This window comes from Phenylobacterium sp. (assembly GCF_036495085.1).
Taxonomy (GTDB): Bacteria; Pseudomonadota; Alphaproteobacteria; order Caulobacterales; family Caulobacteraceae; genus Phenylobacterium.
On the sequence record NZ_DASXNL010000160.1, the window covers coordinates 1 to 16,555 of the forward strand.

Below are 16,555 nucleotides of genomic sequence, written 5' to 3' on the forward strand. Positions count from 1 at the left end.
CGCCGCCGTTAGTTCGGGCCAATCACGGCGCGATAGCGGTGGACAGGCGCCGGCATCGGAGACGCCGGCCCTTTCACGCTCTTCCAGATGATCTCGTTCAGCCGGCGCATCGGCGCTTCGTCGACCTCGGCGAAGTTCATCCGGGCGCTCTCGCGCGCGCCGTAGGAAGCGAGCGTGTTCTTTTCGTCCAAGTTCCACCGCGCCGGGCGCGGGACGAAGGGCATGAGATCGGCGGTTTCGCCGAAAGCCGCGAAGTAGGGCGTTGCGGCCGCGTCGTACCGGCTGAGCGGCGGCAGGCCCGATAACAGCTCGATCGACCGGACCATCGAACTCGTCGTGTAGAGGGTGGAATCGACGATCCCGCGCCGGATGTAAGGGCTGACGACCAGGCAAGCTGTGCGGAGGGGGGACGCATGCGGCGACTCCGGGGCTCGAGCTTCGACCTGAATAGCCCACCTTGACCGTGCCGCCGAGAAGCGACGCGTTCTTGGGGTCGACCATCTTGGGCGTCAGCTCTGCGTCCTTATTGCGAAGGCTTGATGAAAGCCCTCGAGGTCGCGCGCATCGATGTCCGAGACCGCCCAGAATTCCAGGCCGCCCCTGCGCCAGTGGACCACCGAGTAGCCGCTGTGCAGGACGGCGGCGGGCGGCAGGCTCGGGCCCGGCTTCGAGGGCCAGACGAAGAGGTTGATGACGTGACGGTTGCGCCGATAGACCAGCGCCGCCACAACCCGCTCGCCGATGTAGTCCAGCCGCCCCCCCGCCAGCGGGTAGCCACGGTCCGCCAGTTCGACCACCGGCGGGGCGAAGTCGACACGGCCGTTGAACCAGGGCTTCACGACATGCCGATCGGAGGTCTCGACGTCCACAAGGTGCGCCGCAAGCGTCGAGCGGACGTGGCTCGCAACGAGCTGGTCCTCGAGTGCTGTCGTGTTTGGTTGGAGGGAGACGATGGCGAAGCTCGCGGCGATCGCTGCGAACGTGCCGCTGAGCGCCCAGGGCGCAGCGGACTTCAGTCTGCTGCGAGGCGCAGCAGGAGCCTTGGTCATCGCTTCGATGCGCTGGCGGAGGCCCTCCGGCGCTCGATAACTCGTACCCGGGGCCGATAGCCGCGCGCTCAGCCCTTGCAATTCACTGAACGCCTGGGCGCAGCCCTGGCAGGACTTTAGGTGCGTTTCGAAGGCCTGCGCGTTGGCGGCGTCGAGTTCGCCATCCAACAGACCATGGAGCAAGGCTTCCTTGTCCGGGCAGGCGGTCATCGGCCCAACTCCTCGGACGGCAGCGCCGCCAATAGCAGAGCGCGGCCCCGCGCGAGGCGGGACATCACCGTGCCGGTTGGCGCCGAAGTGATTTCGGCGATCTCGCGATAGGACAACTCCTCCAGTTCACGCAGCACCAGTGTCTCCCGGAACGGCTCCGGCAGCGCGTCTATCGCTTCGCGGACCGTATCGATGTCCGCCTGGCGCATCAGGGCTGCCTCGGGCGTCGCCTCACCGGAGGGCACAGCCGCCAACGCCTCGGGTTCGGCCGTCGCCTCGAACCGGCGACGTGTGGAACTCAGGTGGCCGGTGCGCACGATCGCGAACAGCCAGGCGCGGGGCTCGCCGCCGCGAAAGCCGCGGAACCCTCGGTAGGCCTTCAGGAATGCATCCTGCACCAAATCCTCGGCCAAGCTGGCGTCACGACAGAGGAACCGGGCAAAGCTGTAGGCGCCGTCAAGGTGCGGCAAGATCAGGCGGCGAAAGCGCTCGGCCTCCTCAGGGTCTAAAGGCGTCTCGTCAGTCCGCCCGGCGCCCGGGCGCGGCCTGCGAAACGGTAGGGCGAAGGCAGGCTTCGCCGCGTCGGGCTTCGCCGCCATCAAAGTTCCGAACGGGAGGACGCGGCCGCTCATGCTTTCGCCTTGGTCCTTCTCAGGAAGCCGTCACCACGACCTTGCCGGTCATGTGTGGGTGGATCGAGCAGAAATAGTCGTAGGAGCCCGCCCGCGTGAAGGTGAAGGAGAACCGGTCGTCGGTGTCGAGGACCTTGGAACGGAACGATTTGTCGGTGGCGACCACGGTGTGGGGAACGTCGTCGCCGTTTACCCAGGTGACGGTGGCGCCGACCGGCACTGTCACCACCGGCGCCGCGAACGTGAAGTTGCCGATGGTGACGACGCTGGGCGCCTTGGCCGCGCCGCCGAGCGAGGCGGCCGCCAGCGCGGCCACCGCCGCCATAGGGGTGCGACGGATCAGATATGCAAACATGAGGGTCTCCTCGGTTGGAAGCGTGAGGATCAGGCGGCGAGGCTGGCGTCGACGACGGCAAGGGGTTGGTCGCCGCGCACGAGGCTGACGGTGCGCACACCGAGTGCGGCGCGCAGGTCTCCGGCTGGGACCTTCAATGGCCCGGGCGCGGGGCCCTGACCGGGCGCAGGCTGCGGAAAGGCTGTCGATCGGGCGGTGTGGAAGGCGACGGCGCCCTCGACCTTCTGGATCACCTGGTGGATGTGGCCGTTGAGCACGGTCACCGAGCCGAAACGCTTCAGGTGCGCCAACGCTTGGGCCGCGTCGTCCGTGCCCCAGCCCCAGTCGGCGTAGACCGTCCACATCGGTATGTGGGTGAAGACGACGATCGGCGTCGAGGACGCGCGGCCGGCGAGGTCATCGCGCAGCCAGCTGAGCTGGGCCGCACCAAGCGACCCCATACCGCCCGCCTTCAACGCCTTGACGTTGACCAGCGCGACGAAATGCACGCCGTTATGGTCGAAGCTGTACCAGCCGTCGCCTAGCGCGTCCTTGCCGTAGCGGGCGAGGAAGGCCGCGCCGTTACCCTCATCGAGCATGTCGTGCTCGCCCGGCACGTGGAAGACGGTAAGCCCCGCCTCCTTGAGGATTTGGTCGGCGTCATCGAATTCCTGATCCTTCGACAGCTGCGTAATGTCGCCGGTATGCAGGATGAAGGCGGGCTTCACAGGCAGGGTTTTGATCTTCGCCACCGCTTCGCGGAAGGTTGCCCGCGCGTCGGGGTTGGGGTCCTTCGCAAAACCGATATGGCTGTCGCTCACTTGCAGGAAGCTGAACGGCTGTACGCCCCGGGATGTCCCCGCTTGGGCCTGACCTAGGGTGATCGAACTCATGATTCCGCCGCTTGCGGTCCAGACCAGGCCGGTCCCGGCCCAACCCATGCACTCCAGGAAACGGCGCCTGTGCGGTAGATCGCCCATTCTCTGTCCTTCCGGATTGCTTGCTCTTGCCGGACTAGACGTTGGGGGCGTGGGTTTTATTCCCCGACTTCAGTTTTTCACTGCAGAGCCTCCTCGCCCTCGCCGCGGGACCCGGCCGCTGTCGCGCGAGGCCTACTCTGCGGGCTCGGCGGTTTTGGTGGCCAAAAGGGCCGGTCGCGAGCGGCGCCAGGCCCCCAGGGCGAATACGGCCGCGCCGCCCCAGATGAACACGAATGAAGCCGCTCGGAGCGGGGTGAACAGCTCACCCTGCGTCACTCCGATCACAAAGCCGATGGTCGGTCCGATGAACTGGAGGAACCCAAGTGTGGACAGCGCAATGCGTCGCGCGGCCCAGGAAAACAGCACCAACGGCACGGCCGTGATCGGTCCGCAGGCGAGCAACCAGGCCGTCGCCGGCAGGCTGGAGCCCAGGTGTCCCACGCCGCGCGCCTGCATCCAGACGACGTAGGCGAGGCCCGGCCCCGCCAGCAGCAGACATTCGATGAGGAGGCCCGTCTGGGCTGACGCCCTGACGTGCTTGCGGACGATCCCGTAGCCGCCGAAGCTGACCGCCAAGGCCAGCGAGACCAGCGGCAGACGCCCCAGGGCGATGGCCTGGACGGCCACGCCTGTGGCTGCAAGGCCGATCGCCACAGCGCCCATCCGATCGACCCGCTCGCCGAACAGCAGAGCGCCTGCCGCCATCGCGAGCAGCGGGATGATGTAGTAGCCGAGGCTGGTCTCCAGCACGCGGCCGCTGTTCACCGCCCAAATGTAGATCGACCAGTTGCCCGCAATCAGCAGGGACGAAAGCATCAGCCAGGCCAGGGTGCGGCGATTGCGGAGCGCCGCGCGGACTTCGTGGCCTTGCCGCGCGGCCAGCACGAAGACGAGCGCCATGCCGACCGACCAGACCATGCGGTTGGCCAGGATTTCCCACGGGGCGATCCCGAGCCTTCCCATGGCCTGGAAGACGAGGGGGACGATCCCCCACATGACGTAACAGCTGACGCCCGCCGTCAGAGCCAGGCGGGACTCGCCGCCGGGCTCCGCCTGCGACATGTCCTTAAGCGAGCGCCTTCTGGCGGATCAGACCGCGCTCATGGAGGAGTTCAGCGATCTGCACGGCGTTGAGCGCTGCGCCCTTACGCAGATTGTCGGCCACGACCCACATATTAAGGCCGTGTTCGACGGTCGGGTCGTTGCGGATGCGGCTGACGAAGACCGGGAACTCGCCCTGGGCTTCTTTGGGCGTCATGTAGCCGGTCGAGTCTCGCTTATCGATGACGATGAGGCCCGGGCTTTCGCGCAGGATGTCGCGCGCCTCATCCTCGTCGAGGTGTTCGTGGAACTCGATGTTGACGCTTTCTGAGTGGCCGACCATCACCGGCACCCGCACACAGGTCACCGTCAGCTTGATGTCCGGATCGAGCATCTTGTGGGTCTCGTTCCACATTTTCTGCTCTTCGTCGGTGTAGCCGTCGTCCGCGAACGAGCCGATGAAGGGGATGACGTTGAAGGCGATCTGCTTGGGGAACTTGTTAGGCGGCGTGGCGCCCAGCACGAAGACGTTCTTCGTCTGGTCGAACAGTTCGTCCATGCCTTCCTTGCCGGCTCCGGAGACCGACTGGTAGGTCGAGACCACCACCCGCTTGATCCGCGCGGCGTCATGCAGCGGCTTCAGCGCGACCACCAACTGGGCGGTCGAGCAGTTCGGGTTGGCGATGATGTTCTTGCGGTCCGCCCACTCGACGTCGTCCGGGTTCACCTCGGGAACGACTAGTGGGACGTCCGGGTCCATGCGGAAGGCCGAGGAATTGTCGATGACGATCGGCCCCGCGGCGCCGATGCGCGGCGACCATTCCTTCGAAAAAGCGCCGGAGACACTCATCAACACGACGTCGACGCGGCTGAAATCGAACTGCTCGATGTCTTCGCAGCGGACGATCTTGTCGCCGAAATTGACTTCCACGCCGATGGATTTGCGGGATGCGATCGCGTGAATCTTGTCCACGGGGAAGTTCACTTCCTCGAGGATGTTCAACATCTCGCGGCCCACATTGCCCGTGGCGCCGACAACGGCCACCCGGTAACCCATCGCGGTTTCTCCTAAGTCTGGGGGCGTCCCGTTACCCCGTGAGGCGTCCACAGGCAAGGCGGGCGATACTCACCCGCCTTTCAGCAGGGCTGAAATGGCGGCTAAGCTGGGGGTTCGCAAGCCCCGCGCACGACAGAAACGGAGCCCTCATGGCCAATGCGCCGCCGTCCTCCGCCGGGATGCCCTTCTCCGACCTGATGGGCGTGGAGATCGTCGAGCGCGAGAAGGCTCGCGTGGTGGGCCGGATGGTCGTTCGGGAGGACCTTTGTACGGCCGGCGGCATATTGCACGGCGGCGCCTACATGGCGTTCGCCGACGCTCTTGGCGCGATCGGCGGGGTGCTGAACCTGACCCCGGGGACCTGGACCACGACGCTGGAAAGCAAGACCAACTTCTTCCGCGGCGCGCCTGTCGGCTCGACTATCATCGGGGAGGCCACGCCTCTGCACATCGGCCGCAGGTCCAGCGTCTGGCAGACGCGCGTCACCAACGCCGAGGGCAAGCTCCTTGCTCTCGTCACCCAGACCCAGATGATCCTGGACGCGGGTTGATATTTCGGGCGGAAAATCCAGACAAGTATTCGTGGTGGACCTCCCGCCTTCGGCAGTCCGAGCGGGCCAATGAACGGAGCGTCCCGCGGTAGTGTGCAATCAAGTGTTGCTTCAACGTTTCATGATGAAACGTTACAAGCTTGAGCATACGAGCGCAGTACGACCAAGGCTAACTTGTCGCGTGAGGTGCGAATCGAATTTCCACAGTCCGAATACAATGATTAGTTGCGCTGACCGCCCAAGCTTGTGTCGTTCGGGGCGATCGGCCCACTGACCTCTTGGGGACGTGAAATGAAGACTCGGACCTGGGCGTTGGCCGCGGTCGTGGCGGCCGCGGGACTGGCGGCTTCGAATGTGAGCGCGACGGTCTACACTGTCTTCGACACCGTCGGCGCGGGCGGCGTGACCGGTTCGATCACGACGACGGGTGCGCTGGGCGTGCTTGGCTCGAGCGCCATCACCGATTGGAACCTGACGCTCAGCGACGGCTCCTCGACCTTCAACCTAAGGGGGCCCCTGAGCGGCGCCGACTCAGGGTTGCTCAACAACAGTGGTACGGCCCTTACAGCGACGGCGACCGGCCTGTTCTTTAACTTCGGAAGCACGGCAGGTTCGTTCCTGCTTTTCGAGGCGGCTCCGATAACTGGGGGCAATTTCTGGTGCGTCAACGACGCAGCTTCCCCGTGCGGCAGCTCCTTCGGCGCGTCGAGCTCGGACGAACTGGTCCGGCTGAGCGGCACGGCGGTCCGGCAGTCCTTCGTCGGTGTGACCCAGATCGCGTCTGTGGGTTCTCCGCCGCCGCCTGGCGGGGGGATCCCGGAGCCGGCCACTTGGACGATGATGATTCTCGGTTTCGGCGGGCTCGGCGCGCTCCTTCGGCGTCGCCGGCGCTCGGCGGCCGCCTTCACCTAATGTGGCAGGGCCGGCACGTCGGCGGTGTCGCACTGGTCCGCCGGCGGCGGCGGGGCTATCATCGAGGCTGAGGATACGATGACCAACAGTCTCACAAAGAGCGCGGACGTCCACGGCCTCCACCTGACCGGGGTCGACGGCGTCAAGCTGGGCACCGTGCGAGAGGCGTTCATCGACCTCGCGTCCGGCAAGGTTGAATTCCTGGTCGTAGAGGCGGCGAGCCTGCTTGGCGGGTCAGGCAAGTATCATCCGATACCGTGGTCGAGCGTGCGCTACGACACGATCGCCGACGCCTTCCAGGCGGCGATGAGCAAGGACCAGTTCAAGAGCTCGCCCAACTATGACCGGCAACAGCTTTCAAGCGCCGACTACGCCTGGGGCGAGCAGGCGGCGCGCTACTTCGCCGCCGAGCCCCCCACCTAGTCCGCGTCAGCTCGTCTTGCGGCCGATCAGTCCCAGGACGAACAGCAGCAGCGCTGCGCCCGCGACCGCCACGCAAAGACTTGGCAGCCGGCCCGAGTAGGCGACGCCCACGACGCCGAGGAGCCATTTGGCTACCAGGGCTCCGACAAGGCCCACGATGATGTTCACGAAGATATTGTGGCGCCTGTTCATCACCATGCCGGCGATCCAGCCGCCAAGGCCGCCGATGATGATGGCTACAAACCAGCCCACTCCCCCATCGCGCTATCCTCCGCATCGTCGATAGGAGCAAAACTCAAAATAGCGCCGCGAGCATGCCCCCCCGCGGCGGAGCCAGCTTAAGCTTTTGGAGTTGAACCCTCAAATCTCGGCGAAGGACGGGTTGACCGCCCCCCGCAGGCGTCTTGCGAGGGGCGGGCGCCGTCTTTGTTCGCGCTCGCGTCGCGCTTTCCCGTTCGGCGAGGGTCCGACCACACCGGAGCCGCGCCTATAGAGTGAACACCTGCGGCGAGCCGCTAAGATCAATTAAGGGTGGGCTGGGGCGCCTCCCCGAGCCCCGCCAAGCCTCGTGAAGAAGGCTCGGCGGCCGCTATTCCCCAGCCATCGCCAGGATCGAGGCCCATTCCTCGGGCGTGACCGGCGACACCGACAGGCGGAAGAGGCGCAGCATCGCCATGTTTGCGAGCGCCGGATTGGCCTTCATCTCGGCCAGTGTCACGGGCTTGGGCAAGGCGCGCACCGGCGTCAACTCCACCGCCACGAAGCGTCCCGCCGGGTCCGTCGGATCGACGAAAGCCTCGCGCGCCACCTCGGCCACCCCGACGACCGCGAGGCCTTCTTGGGAGTGGTAGTAGAGAACCTGATCGCCCTGCTTCATGGCCTTGAGATGCAAGGCCGCGGTGTTGTTGCGAACGCCATCCCAGACGGTCTTTCCGTCGCGGCGCAGGTCGTCGAAGCTGTACTTGTTAGGCTCCGACTTCACGAGCCAGTAGGCCATACGTCCCTCCCGCCGCGACAAGGTCGATCGCATTTCGGAACATGCCGAGGCTCGCTTGGCAACCGAGGACGGGGTCCGGTTGTCGCCAGCGCCACTGTTGACTTCCGGGGTCGCCACTACCCATTTCGCGGTATATGCCGCCCGAAACACCCGAACGCAGAGCCCTGATGCGGGCCGCCGAACATGCCTACGCGTGGCTCGACGGCCTCCCGGATCGCTCCATCGCGACCACGGCGAGCGTCGCGGAACTGCGCGCACGACTGGGGCGGCCACTTGCGGATCGCGGACTGCCGGCGACCCAGGTGATCGACGACCTGGTGGCTGACACAGCCGGTGGAATACTGGGCTCGCAGAGCGCCGGGTTCTTCGCTTGGGTGATCGGCGGCGGGACGCCTGCGGCCATGGCCGCCGACTGGCTGACCACCGTATGGGATCAGAACGCCGGCATCCATGCCTGCGGCCCGGCCGCCTCGATCGTCGAGGAGGTGGCGGCGGGCTGGCTCAAGGAAATCTTCCAACTCCCGGACGAGACCAGCGTCGGCTTCGTAACCGGGACCCAGATGGCCCACATGACCTGCCTTGCCGCCGCGCGCCATGCCTTGCTGCGCGACCGCGGCTGGGACGTCGAACGCCGCGGGATGGCCGGGGCGCCGGCTATCCGGATCCTGGCCAACGCCGACCGGCACGGCTCCAGCGACCGGGCGGTGCGCTTCCTCGGCATCGGCTCGGACGCCATCGTTCCGCTGGCGCTCAACGACGAGGGGCAGGTAACGCCGCAGACACTGCGCGAAGCGCTTAGCGCCTCGACCGATCCCACCATCGTCATCCTGCAGGCCGGAGAGCTCAACCGTGCGGCCTTCGATCCCTTCAAGGACCTGGCCCCCCTAGCCCGCGAGGCCGGAGCCTGGACCCATGTGGATGGCGCTTTCGGCCTCTGGGCCAAGGCCAGCCCGCGCCACCGCGACCTGGTCCGCGGCCTGGAGCTCTGCGACTCGTGGACGACGGACGCCCACAAATACCTGAACGTGCCTTACGACTCGGGCCTGGCCTTCGTGCGCGACGCCGTGGCCCATCGCGCGGCGATGACGCTTTCGACCAGCTACCTGCCGGCCGGCGCCGCTCGCGACCAGATCGACTGGAACCCGGAGTTCTCCCGCCGCGCCCGGGGATTTGCGGTGTACGCCGCGCTTCGAGAGCTGGGTCGCGACGGCCTGGCCGAACTCGTCGAGCGCACCTGCCGCCACGCCCAGGCGATCGTGACTGGCCTCGGCGCGATTCCGGGCGTGACCCTGGTGGCCGATCCCGTCCTGAACCAGGGGCTGGTGCGGTTCGAGTCCCAGGCCAAAGGCGCCACGGACGCCGATCATGACCGACGCACCGACCAGGTGATCGAGGCGATCAACGCGACCGGCGAGGCGTTCTTCGGCGGCGTTACCTGGCGGGGCCGTCGTTGTATGCGGATCAGCGTCGTCAACCTGCGCACCAGTGAAGCCGACGTCGCCCGTGCGATCGCTGCGGCCAAGTCGGTGCTGGCCGAAGAAATGATTGACGCCGTCAACTAATGTGCGCCCCCTTCCGCGTGAGAAGGGTGCGCCATGCCCATCGAAGCCCTCGATCCCGTCGCCGCCGTTCGCCGGTTCAATCGCTTCTACACGCGCGCGATCGGCGTGCTGGAGAAGGGCTACCTCGGCACCCCCTACACCGTGGCCGAAGGCCGTGTGCTGTACGAGATCGCCACGGCCGACGGGGTGACAGCCAAGGAGATCGGCGAAATCACCGGACTTGATGCGGGCTACCTGAGCCGCATCGTCGGGCGACTGGAGCGCGACGGCGTGGTCGCCCGCGAGCCTTCGGTCCGCGACGGCCGCAGCACGGTCTTGCGATTGACCGCCCGAGGCGCTGAGGTCTTCCCGCCTTTCGACCATCGCTCGGCCGCCCTGGTCGAGGGCTTGATCGGTGCGCTCTCGGGGGCGGAACGCAGCCGACTGACCAGCGCAATGGCCGAGATCGAGCAACTGTTGGGCGCCAGGCCCTCTGCCTCGGTTCTGCTACGCCGGCATCGCCCCGGCGATATGGGCTGGATCACAGAGCGCCACGGTATTCTCTATGCGCGCGAGTACGGCTGGAATGGCCACATCGAGGCGGTCACGGCCCGAATCTGCGCCGACTTCCTCGACGGCCACGATCCCGAGCGCGAGCGCTGCTGGATCGCCGAGCGCGAGGGAGAGCGGCTGGGTTGCGTCTTCCTCGTGCAGGATGACGCCGCGCACGTGGCAAGGCTGCGCCTGTTGATGGTCGAGCCTGCGGCCCGCGGGGTGAAGCTCGGCAAGCGGCTGGTCGCCGAGTGCGTGGACTTCGCCCGCGCCGCCGGCTACCGCGAAGTGGTCCTTTGGACCCACGCCGTGCTGACGACGGCCCGCGCCATCTACGCTGCCGAGGGCTTTCGGCTGGAAGATGCCTGGACCCATGACGACTTCGGCGCTCCGGAAGTCAGCGAGACCTGGCGGTTGTCGCTCTAGATTCTAGAGTTCCGCCAGGACCGCGTCGCCCATCTGGACGGTGGTCATCGCGCCCCCAAGATCGGGGGTGCGCGCGCCCTTTTCCAGCGCGCGGTTGACGGCTGCGAAGAGCTCATCTGCCAGGTCCGCGCGATCCAGCGACCAGCGCAGGGCCATCTCAAACGACAGGATCGCGGCTAGCGGATTGGCGATCCCCTTGCCGGCGATGTCCGGCGCCGAGCCGTGGATCGGCTCATAGAGGCCAGGCGTCCCCGGCGCGCCGAGCGCCGCTGACGGCAGCATTCCCAGCGAGCCGGTGAGCTGCGCGGCTGCGTCCGACAGGATGTCGCCGAACAGGTTGTCGGTGACCATCACGTCGAACTGCTTGGGATTCTTGACGATCTGCATCGCGGCGTTGTCGGCCAAGATGTGCTCCAGCTCGACGTCGGCGTACTCGCGGGCGTGGAGATCGGTGACCACCTGACGCCAGAGCAGGCCCGTTTCCATGACATTGGATTTTTCGGCGCTCGACACCTTGTTCCGCCGACCGCGGGCGAGTTCGAAGGCCACCCGCGCCACCCGTTCGATCTCTGCGGTCGTGTAGACCTGCGTGTCCACGCCGCGCCGCCCGCCGCCCGGCATGTCCTCGATGAAGCGCGGCTGGCCGAAATAGACGCCACCGGTGAGCTCCCGCACGATCATGAAATCGAGGCCCTCCACCAGTTCGCGCTTCAGACTCGAGGCGTTGGCCAGTGGCTGAAAGCAGATGGCGGGCCGCAGGTTCGCGAACACCCCCATGCCGGCCCGCAGGCCGAGCAGCCCCGCCTCGGGCCGCTTGGCGCGCGGCGCGTCTTTCCACTTCGGCCCGCCGACTGCGCCCATCAGCACAGCCTTGGCAGCCTTGGCCGCGGCAAGTGTCTCATCGCTGAGCGGGGCGCCCAGCAGATCGAGGCTGGTCCCGCCGAATGGGCGCTCCTCGAGGGTCAGGTCCGGCGTGATCTTGCCGGCCACGCGCCGCACCTGCGCGGTGACTTCTGGCCCGATCCCATCGCCGGGCAGGAGCAGCAGGTCAGTCATGGAGGCCTCGAACTAGAGCGGACGTTGCGAGGCGACCTCGTAGGCGAAGAGCCGCCGGTCGGAAACCCCGAAGCTGGGCCAGGCTGCGCGCCAGGCGGCCATGTGATCGGTCCTGAAGTGGGCGTCGAGCGCGGCCGGGTCGCGCCAGGCCTCAAAGACCCTCACCAGCCCGGGTTCGGTGACGTCCTCGGCGTAGGAATATTCGAAGCAGCCGTCCTCTGCTCGGCTTGCGGCGAGCATGGCCTCCATATGCGGCTTCAGTCCCGCCAGCTTGTCGGGCGCCACGCGCACCGTGCCGGCAACGATCACGGTCATAGTCTTAAAAGCCTCAAGCCAGGTCCAGCCAGGGTTGGCCAAGCGCGCGTTTCATCTCGTAGAGATCGATTTCGGGCGCGGCCTGCAGCGTTTCGCCGATCGCGTCGAGGCCCTTCAACATCTTCGCCTTACGCTGGGGATCGATGTCAAAGGCGAAGGTCACGCCGGAGGGCGAAACAACGGTCTGGGCTTCCAGGTCGACGGTCACCAGGTGATTGCCGCCCTTGGCCTCCTCCATCAGCGCCTGCACCTCGTGGGCTTTCAGCACCACCGGCAGCAGGCCGTTCTGGAAGCAGTTCGAATAGAAAATGTCGGCGAAGCTGGTGGAGACCACGCATCGGATCCCGAAATCCATGAGCGCCCAGGGCGCATGCTCGCGGCTCGACCCGCAGCCGAAGTTGTCGCCGGCCACCAGCACGCCGGCTCCCTTGTATTCCGGCCGGTTCAGCACGAAGTCCGGCCTGGACCTGCCTTCGCCGTCAAACCGCAGATCGTAAAAGAGGCCCTTGGCCAGCCCCTCGCGCTCGACGGTCTTGAGGAACTGCTTGGGTATGATCTGGTCGGTGTCGATGTTGGCCTGCGGCAACGGCGCGACCTTGGCGTCCAGGCGGGTGAAGGCTTCCATCAGGCGCGTTCCAGTTCGGGCGAGGGCATCAGCATCAGGGTGGGCACGCCGCCCGGCGCGTCGCGGACGGTGAAGACCCGGGTGCCGGGCTTGCGGCCGGTGCGCACTTCCGAGACGTCGAAGCCGGCGGCGGCGATGCGCGCCTGCGCCGCGTCAGGGTCTGTGACCCGCCAGGCGAGGCCGCCGAAGCGGTCGGGTTCTTCTGTGACCGGCGCCTTCAGGCTCGCGCCGACTTCGAACACTGTCGCGCCGCAGCGGAAGAAGAGCTGGCGTGCGCCCCACTGTTCGTTGGCGCGATCAAGCCGCAGGTCGAGGCCGAACTTGGCGCCGTAGAGGCCCAGCGCCCGGTCGCAGTTCGGGGTCATGACCACGACATGGTCAAGCGCCTCCACCGCGGCCGCCTCGGTGGTCGTGGGCGGCGAGCGTTGGGCGCCGATGCGCCCCGACGTCAGCACGAAGTCCAGGCCCGCGGCGCGCACGCGGGCTAAAGGACCCGCCCGCGCGACGTCCAGTCCACGACGGGAGAAGAGCTGGGCGGCGGCATCCAGGTCGCTGACCTGGAAGGCGACGATCCACTGCCCCGCGCCCGCCGCGTCGAGCCGGGCGCGGACATGGTCGCCTGCCGGCCCCTCGCCGGAGGGCGCTATGATCTCAAGCGCCATGTTCGGGAATTGAAACCAGGCGCGGTTCGCGCCGTCGCCCGGCTCCAGGTCGGGCTCGCGCCCGAATAGCCGCCGATAGGAATCGACGGCCGCCTCGAAGTCCCGGACGGCGAGCGCAATGTGGTCGAGCGCGGTGATCACAGATAATTCCGGACGTCGGCGATGTGGCCGGCGACGGCGGCGGCCGCGGCCATGACGGGGCTCATCAGGTGGGTGCGGCCACCGCGGCCCTGGCGGCCTTCGAAGTTGCGGTTGGACGTCGAGGCGCACCGCTGGCCGGGGGGCACCTTGTCGGGGTTCATGGCCAGGCACATGGAGCAGCCGGGCTCGCGCCACTCGAAGCCGGCGGCCAGGAAGATCTCGTCAAGGCCTTCGTCCTCAGCCTGAGCGCGAACGAGACCGGAGCCCGGCACAACCATGGCCCGCACATGCCCGGCGACCTTGCGACCCTCCACGATCCTGGCGGCGGCGCGCAGGTCTTCGATGCGGCTATTGGTGCAGGAGCCGATGAAGACGACATCGACCTTGGCCTCGGAGATCGGCTGGCCGGCGGAAAGACCCATGTACTCCAGCGCCCGCTCCGCGGAAGCGCGCTTGTCGGGGCTGGCGAAGCTGGCCGGGTCGGGCACGACGTCGGTGACCGCGATCACGTCCTCAGGGCTCGTGCCCCAGGTGACCAGCGGCGCAATCGCGGCCGCGTCGATTGTGATCTCGCGATCGAAATCGGCGTCGGGGTCGGAAAAGAAGCTCTTCCAGTAGGGCAGCGCCATTTCCCAGGCTCCGCCTTTCGGCGCGGACGGGCGGCCGCGTACGTAATCGAAAGTCGTCTCGTCAGGCGCGACCAGGCCGGCCCGCGCACCGGCCTCGATCGTCAGGTTGCAGAGCGTCATGCGGCCTTCCATCGAGAGCGCGCGGACCGCCGAGCCCGCATACTCGATGACGTACCCGGTCCCCCCTGCGGTGCCGATTTCTCCGATCACCGCCAGGGCATAGTCCTTTGCGCCGACGCCGGGGATGGGTTCACCCTCGATGTTGACGCGGAAGTTCTTCGCTTTCTTCTGACGCAGCGTCTGGGTGGCGAGGACGTGCTCAACCTCGGACGTGCCGATGCCGTGGGCCAGCGCGCCGAACGCCCCGTGCGTCGAAGTGTGGCTGTCGCCACATACGATGGTCATGCCGGGCTGGGTGCGGCCCTGCTCGGGGCCGACGACATGGACGATCCCGTTGCGGACATCGCCCATCGGGAAGAACTCGATCTTGTGGTCCTTGACGTTGCGTTCCAGCGTCTGGAGTTGCAGGCGCGCCTCTTCGTCCGCAACCGCCGCCACACCCAGCGCCTGGCCCTCGGTCGGCACGTTGTGATCTGCGACGGCGAGCGTGCGGTCGGGACGACGAACCGGACGATGGTTGGCGCGAAGCCCAGCGAAGGCCTGCGGAGTCGTCACCTCGTGTATGAGGTGCAGATCGATGTAGAGGATCGCCTCGCCGTCCTGTTCCGTAACGACGTGTCCGTCCCAAATCTTGTCATAGAGGGTCTTGCCAGGCATGGAGCGCATGTAGGTCCGCGACCCCGCGCACGTCTAGTGCTCCAAAGCCGCAGATTTCCAGTGCCGGCGCAAAGTCTTGCCCTCGATCACGCCGCCAGGGCCGCCCGATCGTGCGGCAGCGCATCCAGGCCCGCCAGTGCGATGCGTAGCGCCTCCTCGATCGGGGTGTGCGGCTCGGCGCCCAGGCGGGCCACCAGCCGACGGTTGTCCAACAGCACGGGGGCCTCCCAGAGGTACCGCATCTCCAGCATCTCGCGCATCGTCTCGTTGAAGGCCGCCATGGCCCGTATGGCGAACCAGGGCAGGCGGCTGACCGAGAGTTTGCGCCCCGCAACGGCCTCCAGCGCCTGCACCAGCGCTGCGCCAGTCAGGGTCTGGCCCCGCATGTGGAACACCTCGAAGGCCCCGAGGCCCGCTTCGTCCTCGACCAGCCGGACCATGGTCTCGGCGACATCCGGCAGGTAGGCCCAGGCGTGCGGCACGGCGAGCGGCCCGGGGTAGCTTACCGCCGAGATCGGGCGGCCGGGCTTCAGCAATCCTTGCGAGAGCCAGTTGTTGCCGGGCTTCGGACCGAAGAAGTCTCCGGCGCGGACGATCAGCACGCGCAAGCCGTCCTCACTCGCACGCGCCAGCGCCTGTTCCATCTGCACGCGGATCGCGCCCTTGCGGGTCCTGGGGTTCTGCGGCGAGGACTCGGCGAGGTCCGGAAAGGCGTCGGGACCGAAGTTGTAGACAGTGCCGGGAAAGACAAGCCGGGCGTCGGCGGCCTTGGCCGCAGCGATGCTGGCGTTCAGCATAGGAAGTTGAAGGCCCGCCCAGTTCCTGTAGCCGGGGGGATTGGCGCCGTGCATCACCAGGCTCACGCCCTCAGCGGCGGCCACAACGTCGGCTTCGACCATAGCGTCGCCCTTGACCCATTCGAGGCCCGCCCGACCCGAGCTGCGCCGTGCGGCCTCCGGATTGCGGTGCAGCGCCCTCAAGCGCCAGCCACCGGCCAGCAGGCGATCGGCGACGGCCCCGCCGATCCCGCCCGTCGCCCCGATCACCAATGCGAGGCCCGCCGAGGTCTTGGTCGTCATGAGAAGTCTCCTATCTCTGTTACGCCAAGGGTGAGGACATTGCGGCCCAAACAGAATTGCCGAATTCTCTGGATCAGCTATTCATAAACGCATGCCTGGACCGAACGACTGGGACCTCTTCCAAAGCCTGCACGCGGTGCTGGAGGCCGGCACGCTCTCCGCCGCCGCCCGCCTGCGCGGCCTCACCCAGCCGACGCTGGGCCGCCACATCGAGACCCTGGAGACGCGGCTGGGCTCGCCGCTCTTCCTGCGCAGCCCCCGCGGCCTGCAGCCCACCGACCTCGCGCTGGAGCTGAAGCCGCACCTGCACGACATGTCGGCGGCGGCGAACGCGGCGGTGCGCGACGCCTCCGGCGCGGCGGATTCCCTGCTGGGCTCGATCCGCATCACCGCCAGCGAGATCGTCGGCGCCGAGGTGCTGCCGCCGATCCTCACCGCGTTCCGCGAGGCCCACCCGGAGATCGTCATCGAGCTGATGATGTCCAACATCGTCGACGACCTCTCGCGCCGCGAGGCCGACATCGCCGTGCGCATGGCGCCGCCGACCCAGAACGCCCTGGTCGCCA

21 protein-coding genes are annotated in these 16,555 nt (G+C 67.2%); 6 read left to right on the forward strand and 15 right to left on the reverse strand.

From position 1 onward, the window contains the following. Positions 1-8 precede the first annotated feature (8 nt). From VGI62_RS17845 to VGI62_RS17875, 7 genes are all read right to left on the reverse strand, one after another. Positions 9-326, reverse strand: a complete 318-nt coding sequence (locus tag VGI62_RS17845; protein ID WP_331505892.1) for a hypothetical protein — start codon at positions 324-326, stop codon at positions 9-11. 183 nt (positions 327-509) lie between these two features. Next, positions 510-1,259, reverse strand: a complete 750-nt coding sequence (locus VGI62_RS17850) for an anti-sigma factor (protein ID WP_331505893.1) — start codon at positions 1,257-1,259, stop codon at positions 510-512. Then, the gene (locus VGI62_RS17855) at positions 1,256-1,891 is read right to left on the reverse strand and encodes a sigma-70 family RNA polymerase sigma factor (protein ID WP_331505894.1); all 636 of its coding nucleotides are present in this window, start codon (positions 1,889-1,891) and stop codon (positions 1,256-1,258) included. The genes VGI62_RS17850 and VGI62_RS17855 overlap by 4 nt, the downstream gene beginning before the upstream one ends. A gap of 19 nt (positions 1,892-1,910) precedes the next feature. Then, the gene (locus VGI62_RS17860; RefSeq protein ID WP_331505895.1) at positions 1,911-2,246 is read right to left on the reverse strand and encodes a cupredoxin family copper-binding protein; all 336 of its coding nucleotides are present in this window, start codon (positions 2,244-2,246) and stop codon (positions 1,911-1,913) included. A gap of 29 nt (positions 2,247-2,275) precedes the next feature. Further along, on the reverse strand, positions 2,276-3,205 hold the full coding sequence (locus VGI62_RS17865; RefSeq protein ID WP_331505896.1) for a metallophosphoesterase family protein: 930 nt from the start codon (positions 3,203-3,205) through the stop codon (positions 2,276-2,278). A 132-nt stretch (positions 3,206-3,337) separates the two neighbouring features. Beyond that, positions 3,338-4,267 carry an EamA family transporter RarD gene (gene rarD / locus VGI62_RS17870; protein ID WP_331505897.1) on the reverse strand — a complete coding sequence of 310 codons (930 nt, stop codon included), beginning with the start codon at positions 4,265-4,267 and terminating at the stop codon, positions 3,338-3,340. Positions 4,268-4,271: 4 nt separating this feature from the next. Next, positions 4,272-5,303, reverse strand: coding sequence for an aspartate-semialdehyde dehydrogenase (locus VGI62_RS17875; protein ID WP_331505898.1), 1,032 nt, complete (start codon positions 5,301-5,303; stop codon positions 4,272-4,274). 149 nt (positions 5,304-5,452) lie between these two features. Between VGI62_RS17875 and VGI62_RS17880 the strand changes: the two genes are divergently transcribed. The 3 genes from VGI62_RS17880 to VGI62_RS17890 all read left to right on the forward strand — a co-directional run bounded on the left by VGI62_RS17880 (position 5,453) and on the right by VGI62_RS17890 (position 7,189). After that, complete coding sequence (locus tag VGI62_RS17880) at positions 5,453-5,854, forward strand: PaaI family thioesterase (RefSeq protein WP_331505899.1); 402 nt, start codon at positions 5,453-5,455, stop codon at positions 5,852-5,854. Positions 5,855-6,145: 291 nt separating this feature from the next. Next, positions 6,146-6,766, forward strand: a complete 621-nt coding sequence (locus VGI62_RS17885; protein WP_331505900.1) for a PEPxxWA-CTERM sorting domain-containing protein — start codon at positions 6,146-6,148, stop codon at positions 6,764-6,766. Positions 6,767-6,844: 78 nt separating this feature from the next. Continuing rightward, a complete protein-coding gene (locus tag VGI62_RS17890) occupies positions 6,845-7,189 on the forward strand; it encodes a PRC-barrel domain-containing protein (protein ID WP_331505901.1) in 345 nt (114 codons plus the stop codon). Positions 7,190-7,195: 6 nt separating this feature from the next. Here the strand turns inward: VGI62_RS17890 and VGI62_RS17895 are convergent, their stop codons facing one another. Further along, the gene (locus VGI62_RS17895; RefSeq protein ID WP_331505902.1) at positions 7,196-7,441 is read right to left on the reverse strand and encodes a GlsB/YeaQ/YmgE family stress response membrane protein; all 246 of its coding nucleotides are present in this window, start codon (positions 7,439-7,441) and stop codon (positions 7,196-7,198) included. A 337-nt stretch (positions 7,442-7,778) separates the two neighbouring features. Further along, entirely contained in the window at positions 7,779-8,186 is a 408-nt protein-coding gene (locus VGI62_RS17900) for an EVE domain-containing protein (protein ID WP_331505903.1), read from the reverse strand. Between the two features lie 167 nt (positions 8,187-8,353). On the opposite strand from VGI62_RS17900, the gene VGI62_RS17905 reads away from it, so the two are divergent. Next, a complete protein-coding gene (locus VGI62_RS17905) occupies positions 8,354-9,748 on the forward strand; it encodes a pyridoxal phosphate-dependent decarboxylase family protein (RefSeq protein ID WP_331505904.1) in 1,395 nt (464 codons plus the stop codon). Positions 9,749-9,781: 33 nt separating this feature from the next. Beyond that, positions 9,782-10,705, forward strand: coding sequence for a bifunctional helix-turn-helix transcriptional regulator/GNAT family N-acetyltransferase (locus VGI62_RS17910; RefSeq protein WP_331505905.1), 924 nt, complete (start codon positions 9,782-9,784; stop codon positions 10,703-10,705). Positions 10,706-10,708: 3 nt separating this feature from the next. On the opposite strand, the gene leuB is transcribed toward VGI62_RS17910, so the two are convergent. The 6 genes from leuB to VGI62_RS17940 form a co-directional block, all read right to left on the reverse strand. Beyond that, a complete protein-coding gene (leuB, locus tag VGI62_RS17915) occupies positions 10,709-11,761 on the reverse strand; it encodes a 3-isopropylmalate dehydrogenase (protein ID WP_331505907.1) in 1,053 nt (350 codons plus the stop codon). Between the two features lie 12 nt (positions 11,762-11,773). Beyond that, positions 11,774-12,076 (reverse strand): putative quinol monooxygenase, encoded by a 303-nt coding sequence (locus VGI62_RS17920; protein ID WP_331505908.1) that lies wholly within the window; start codon positions 12,074-12,076, stop codon positions 11,774-11,776. 13 nt (positions 12,077-12,089) lie between these two features. Then, positions 12,090-12,701: a 3-isopropylmalate dehydratase small subunit gene (gene leuD, locus VGI62_RS17925; RefSeq protein ID WP_331505909.1), complete on the reverse strand. Its 612-nt coding sequence runs from the start codon at positions 12,699-12,701 to the stop codon at positions 12,090-12,092. Then, complete coding sequence (locus tag VGI62_RS17930) at positions 12,701-13,504, reverse strand: VOC family protein (RefSeq protein WP_331505910.1); 804 nt, start codon at positions 13,502-13,504, stop codon at positions 12,701-12,703. Before VGI62_RS17930 ends, leuD begins: the two co-directional genes overlap by 1 nt. After that, a complete protein-coding gene (gene leuC / locus VGI62_RS17935; RefSeq protein WP_331505911.1) occupies positions 13,501-14,910 on the reverse strand; it encodes a 3-isopropylmalate dehydratase large subunit in 1,410 nt (469 codons plus the stop codon). The genes VGI62_RS17930 and leuC overlap by 4 nt, the downstream gene beginning before the upstream one ends. Before the next feature lie 86 nt (positions 14,911-14,996). After that, the gene (locus VGI62_RS17940) at positions 14,997-15,989 is read right to left on the reverse strand and encodes an NAD-dependent epimerase/dehydratase family protein (RefSeq protein ID WP_331505912.1); all 993 of its coding nucleotides are present in this window, start codon (positions 15,987-15,989) and stop codon (positions 14,997-14,999) included. A 91-nt stretch (positions 15,990-16,080) separates the two neighbouring features. Between VGI62_RS17940 and VGI62_RS17945 the strand changes: the two genes are divergently transcribed. Then, a partial coding sequence (locus tag VGI62_RS17945) for a LysR family transcriptional regulator (protein ID WP_331505913.1) occupies positions 16,081-16,555 on the forward strand: 475 nt, incomplete at its 3' end.

Excerpts from the sequence above, each read along its gene's own strand:
- VGI62_RS17845 (WP_331505892.1), bottom strand. The coding sequence starts at position 326 with ATGGTCCGGTCGATCGAGCTGTTATCGGGCCTGCCGCCGCTCAGCCGG.
- VGI62_RS17850 (WP_331505893.1), bottom strand. The coding sequence starts at position 1,259 with ATGACCGCCTGCCCGGACAAGGAAGCCTTGCTCCATGGTCTGTTGGAT.
- VGI62_RS17855 (WP_331505894.1), bottom strand. The coding sequence starts at position 1,891 with ATGAGCGGCCGCGTCCTCCCGTTCGGAACTTTGATGGCGGCGAAGCCC.
- VGI62_RS17860 (WP_331505895.1), bottom strand. The coding sequence starts at position 2,246 with ATGTTTGCATATCTGATCCGTCGCACCCCTATGGCGGCGGTGGCCGCG.
- VGI62_RS17865 (WP_331505896.1), bottom strand. The coding sequence starts at position 3,205 with ATGGGCGATCTACCGCACAGGCGCCGTTTCCTGGAGTGCATGGGTTGG.
- rarD (WP_331505897.1), bottom strand. The coding sequence starts at position 4,267 with ATGTCGCAGGCGGAGCCCGGCGGCGAGTCCCGCCTGGCTCTGACGGCG.
- VGI62_RS17875 (WP_331505898.1), bottom strand. The coding sequence starts at position 5,303 with ATGGGTTACCGGGTGGCCGTTGTCGGCGCCACGGGCAATGTGGGCCGC.
- VGI62_RS17880 (WP_331505899.1), top strand. The coding sequence starts at position 5,453 with ATGGCCAATGCGCCGCCGTCCTCCGCCGGGATGCCCTTCTCCGACCTG.
- VGI62_RS17885 (WP_331505900.1), top strand. The coding sequence starts at position 6,146 with ATGAAGACTCGGACCTGGGCGTTGGCCGCGGTCGTGGCGGCCGCGGGA.
- VGI62_RS17890 (WP_331505901.1), top strand. The coding sequence starts at position 6,845 with ATGACCAACAGTCTCACAAAGAGCGCGGACGTCCACGGCCTCCACCTG.
- VGI62_RS17900 (WP_331505903.1), bottom strand. The coding sequence starts at position 8,186 with ATGGCCTACTGGCTCGTGAAGTCGGAGCCTAACAAGTACAGCTTCGAC.
- VGI62_RS17905 (WP_331505904.1), top strand. The coding sequence starts at position 8,354 with ATGCGGGCCGCCGAACATGCCTACGCGTGGCTCGACGGCCTCCCGGAT.
- VGI62_RS17910 (WP_331505905.1), top strand. The coding sequence starts at position 9,782 with ATGCCCATCGAAGCCCTCGATCCCGTCGCCGCCGTTCGCCGGTTCAAT.
- leuB (WP_331505907.1), bottom strand. The coding sequence starts at position 11,761 with ATGACTGACCTGCTGCTCCTGCCCGGCGATGGGATCGGGCCAGAAGTC.
- VGI62_RS17920 (WP_331505908.1), bottom strand. The coding sequence starts at position 12,076 with ATGACCGTGATCGTTGCCGGCACGGTGCGCGTGGCGCCCGACAAGCTG.
- leuD (WP_331505909.1), bottom strand. The coding sequence starts at position 12,701 with ATGGAAGCCTTCACCCGCCTGGACGCCAAGGTCGCGCCGTTGCCGCAG.
- leuC (WP_331505911.1), bottom strand. The coding sequence starts at position 14,910 with ATGCCTGGCAAGACCCTCTATGACAAGATTTGGGACGGACACGTCGTT.
- VGI62_RS17940 (WP_331505912.1), bottom strand. The coding sequence starts at position 15,989 with ATGACGACCAAGACCTCGGCGGGCCTCGCATTGGTGATCGGGGCGACG.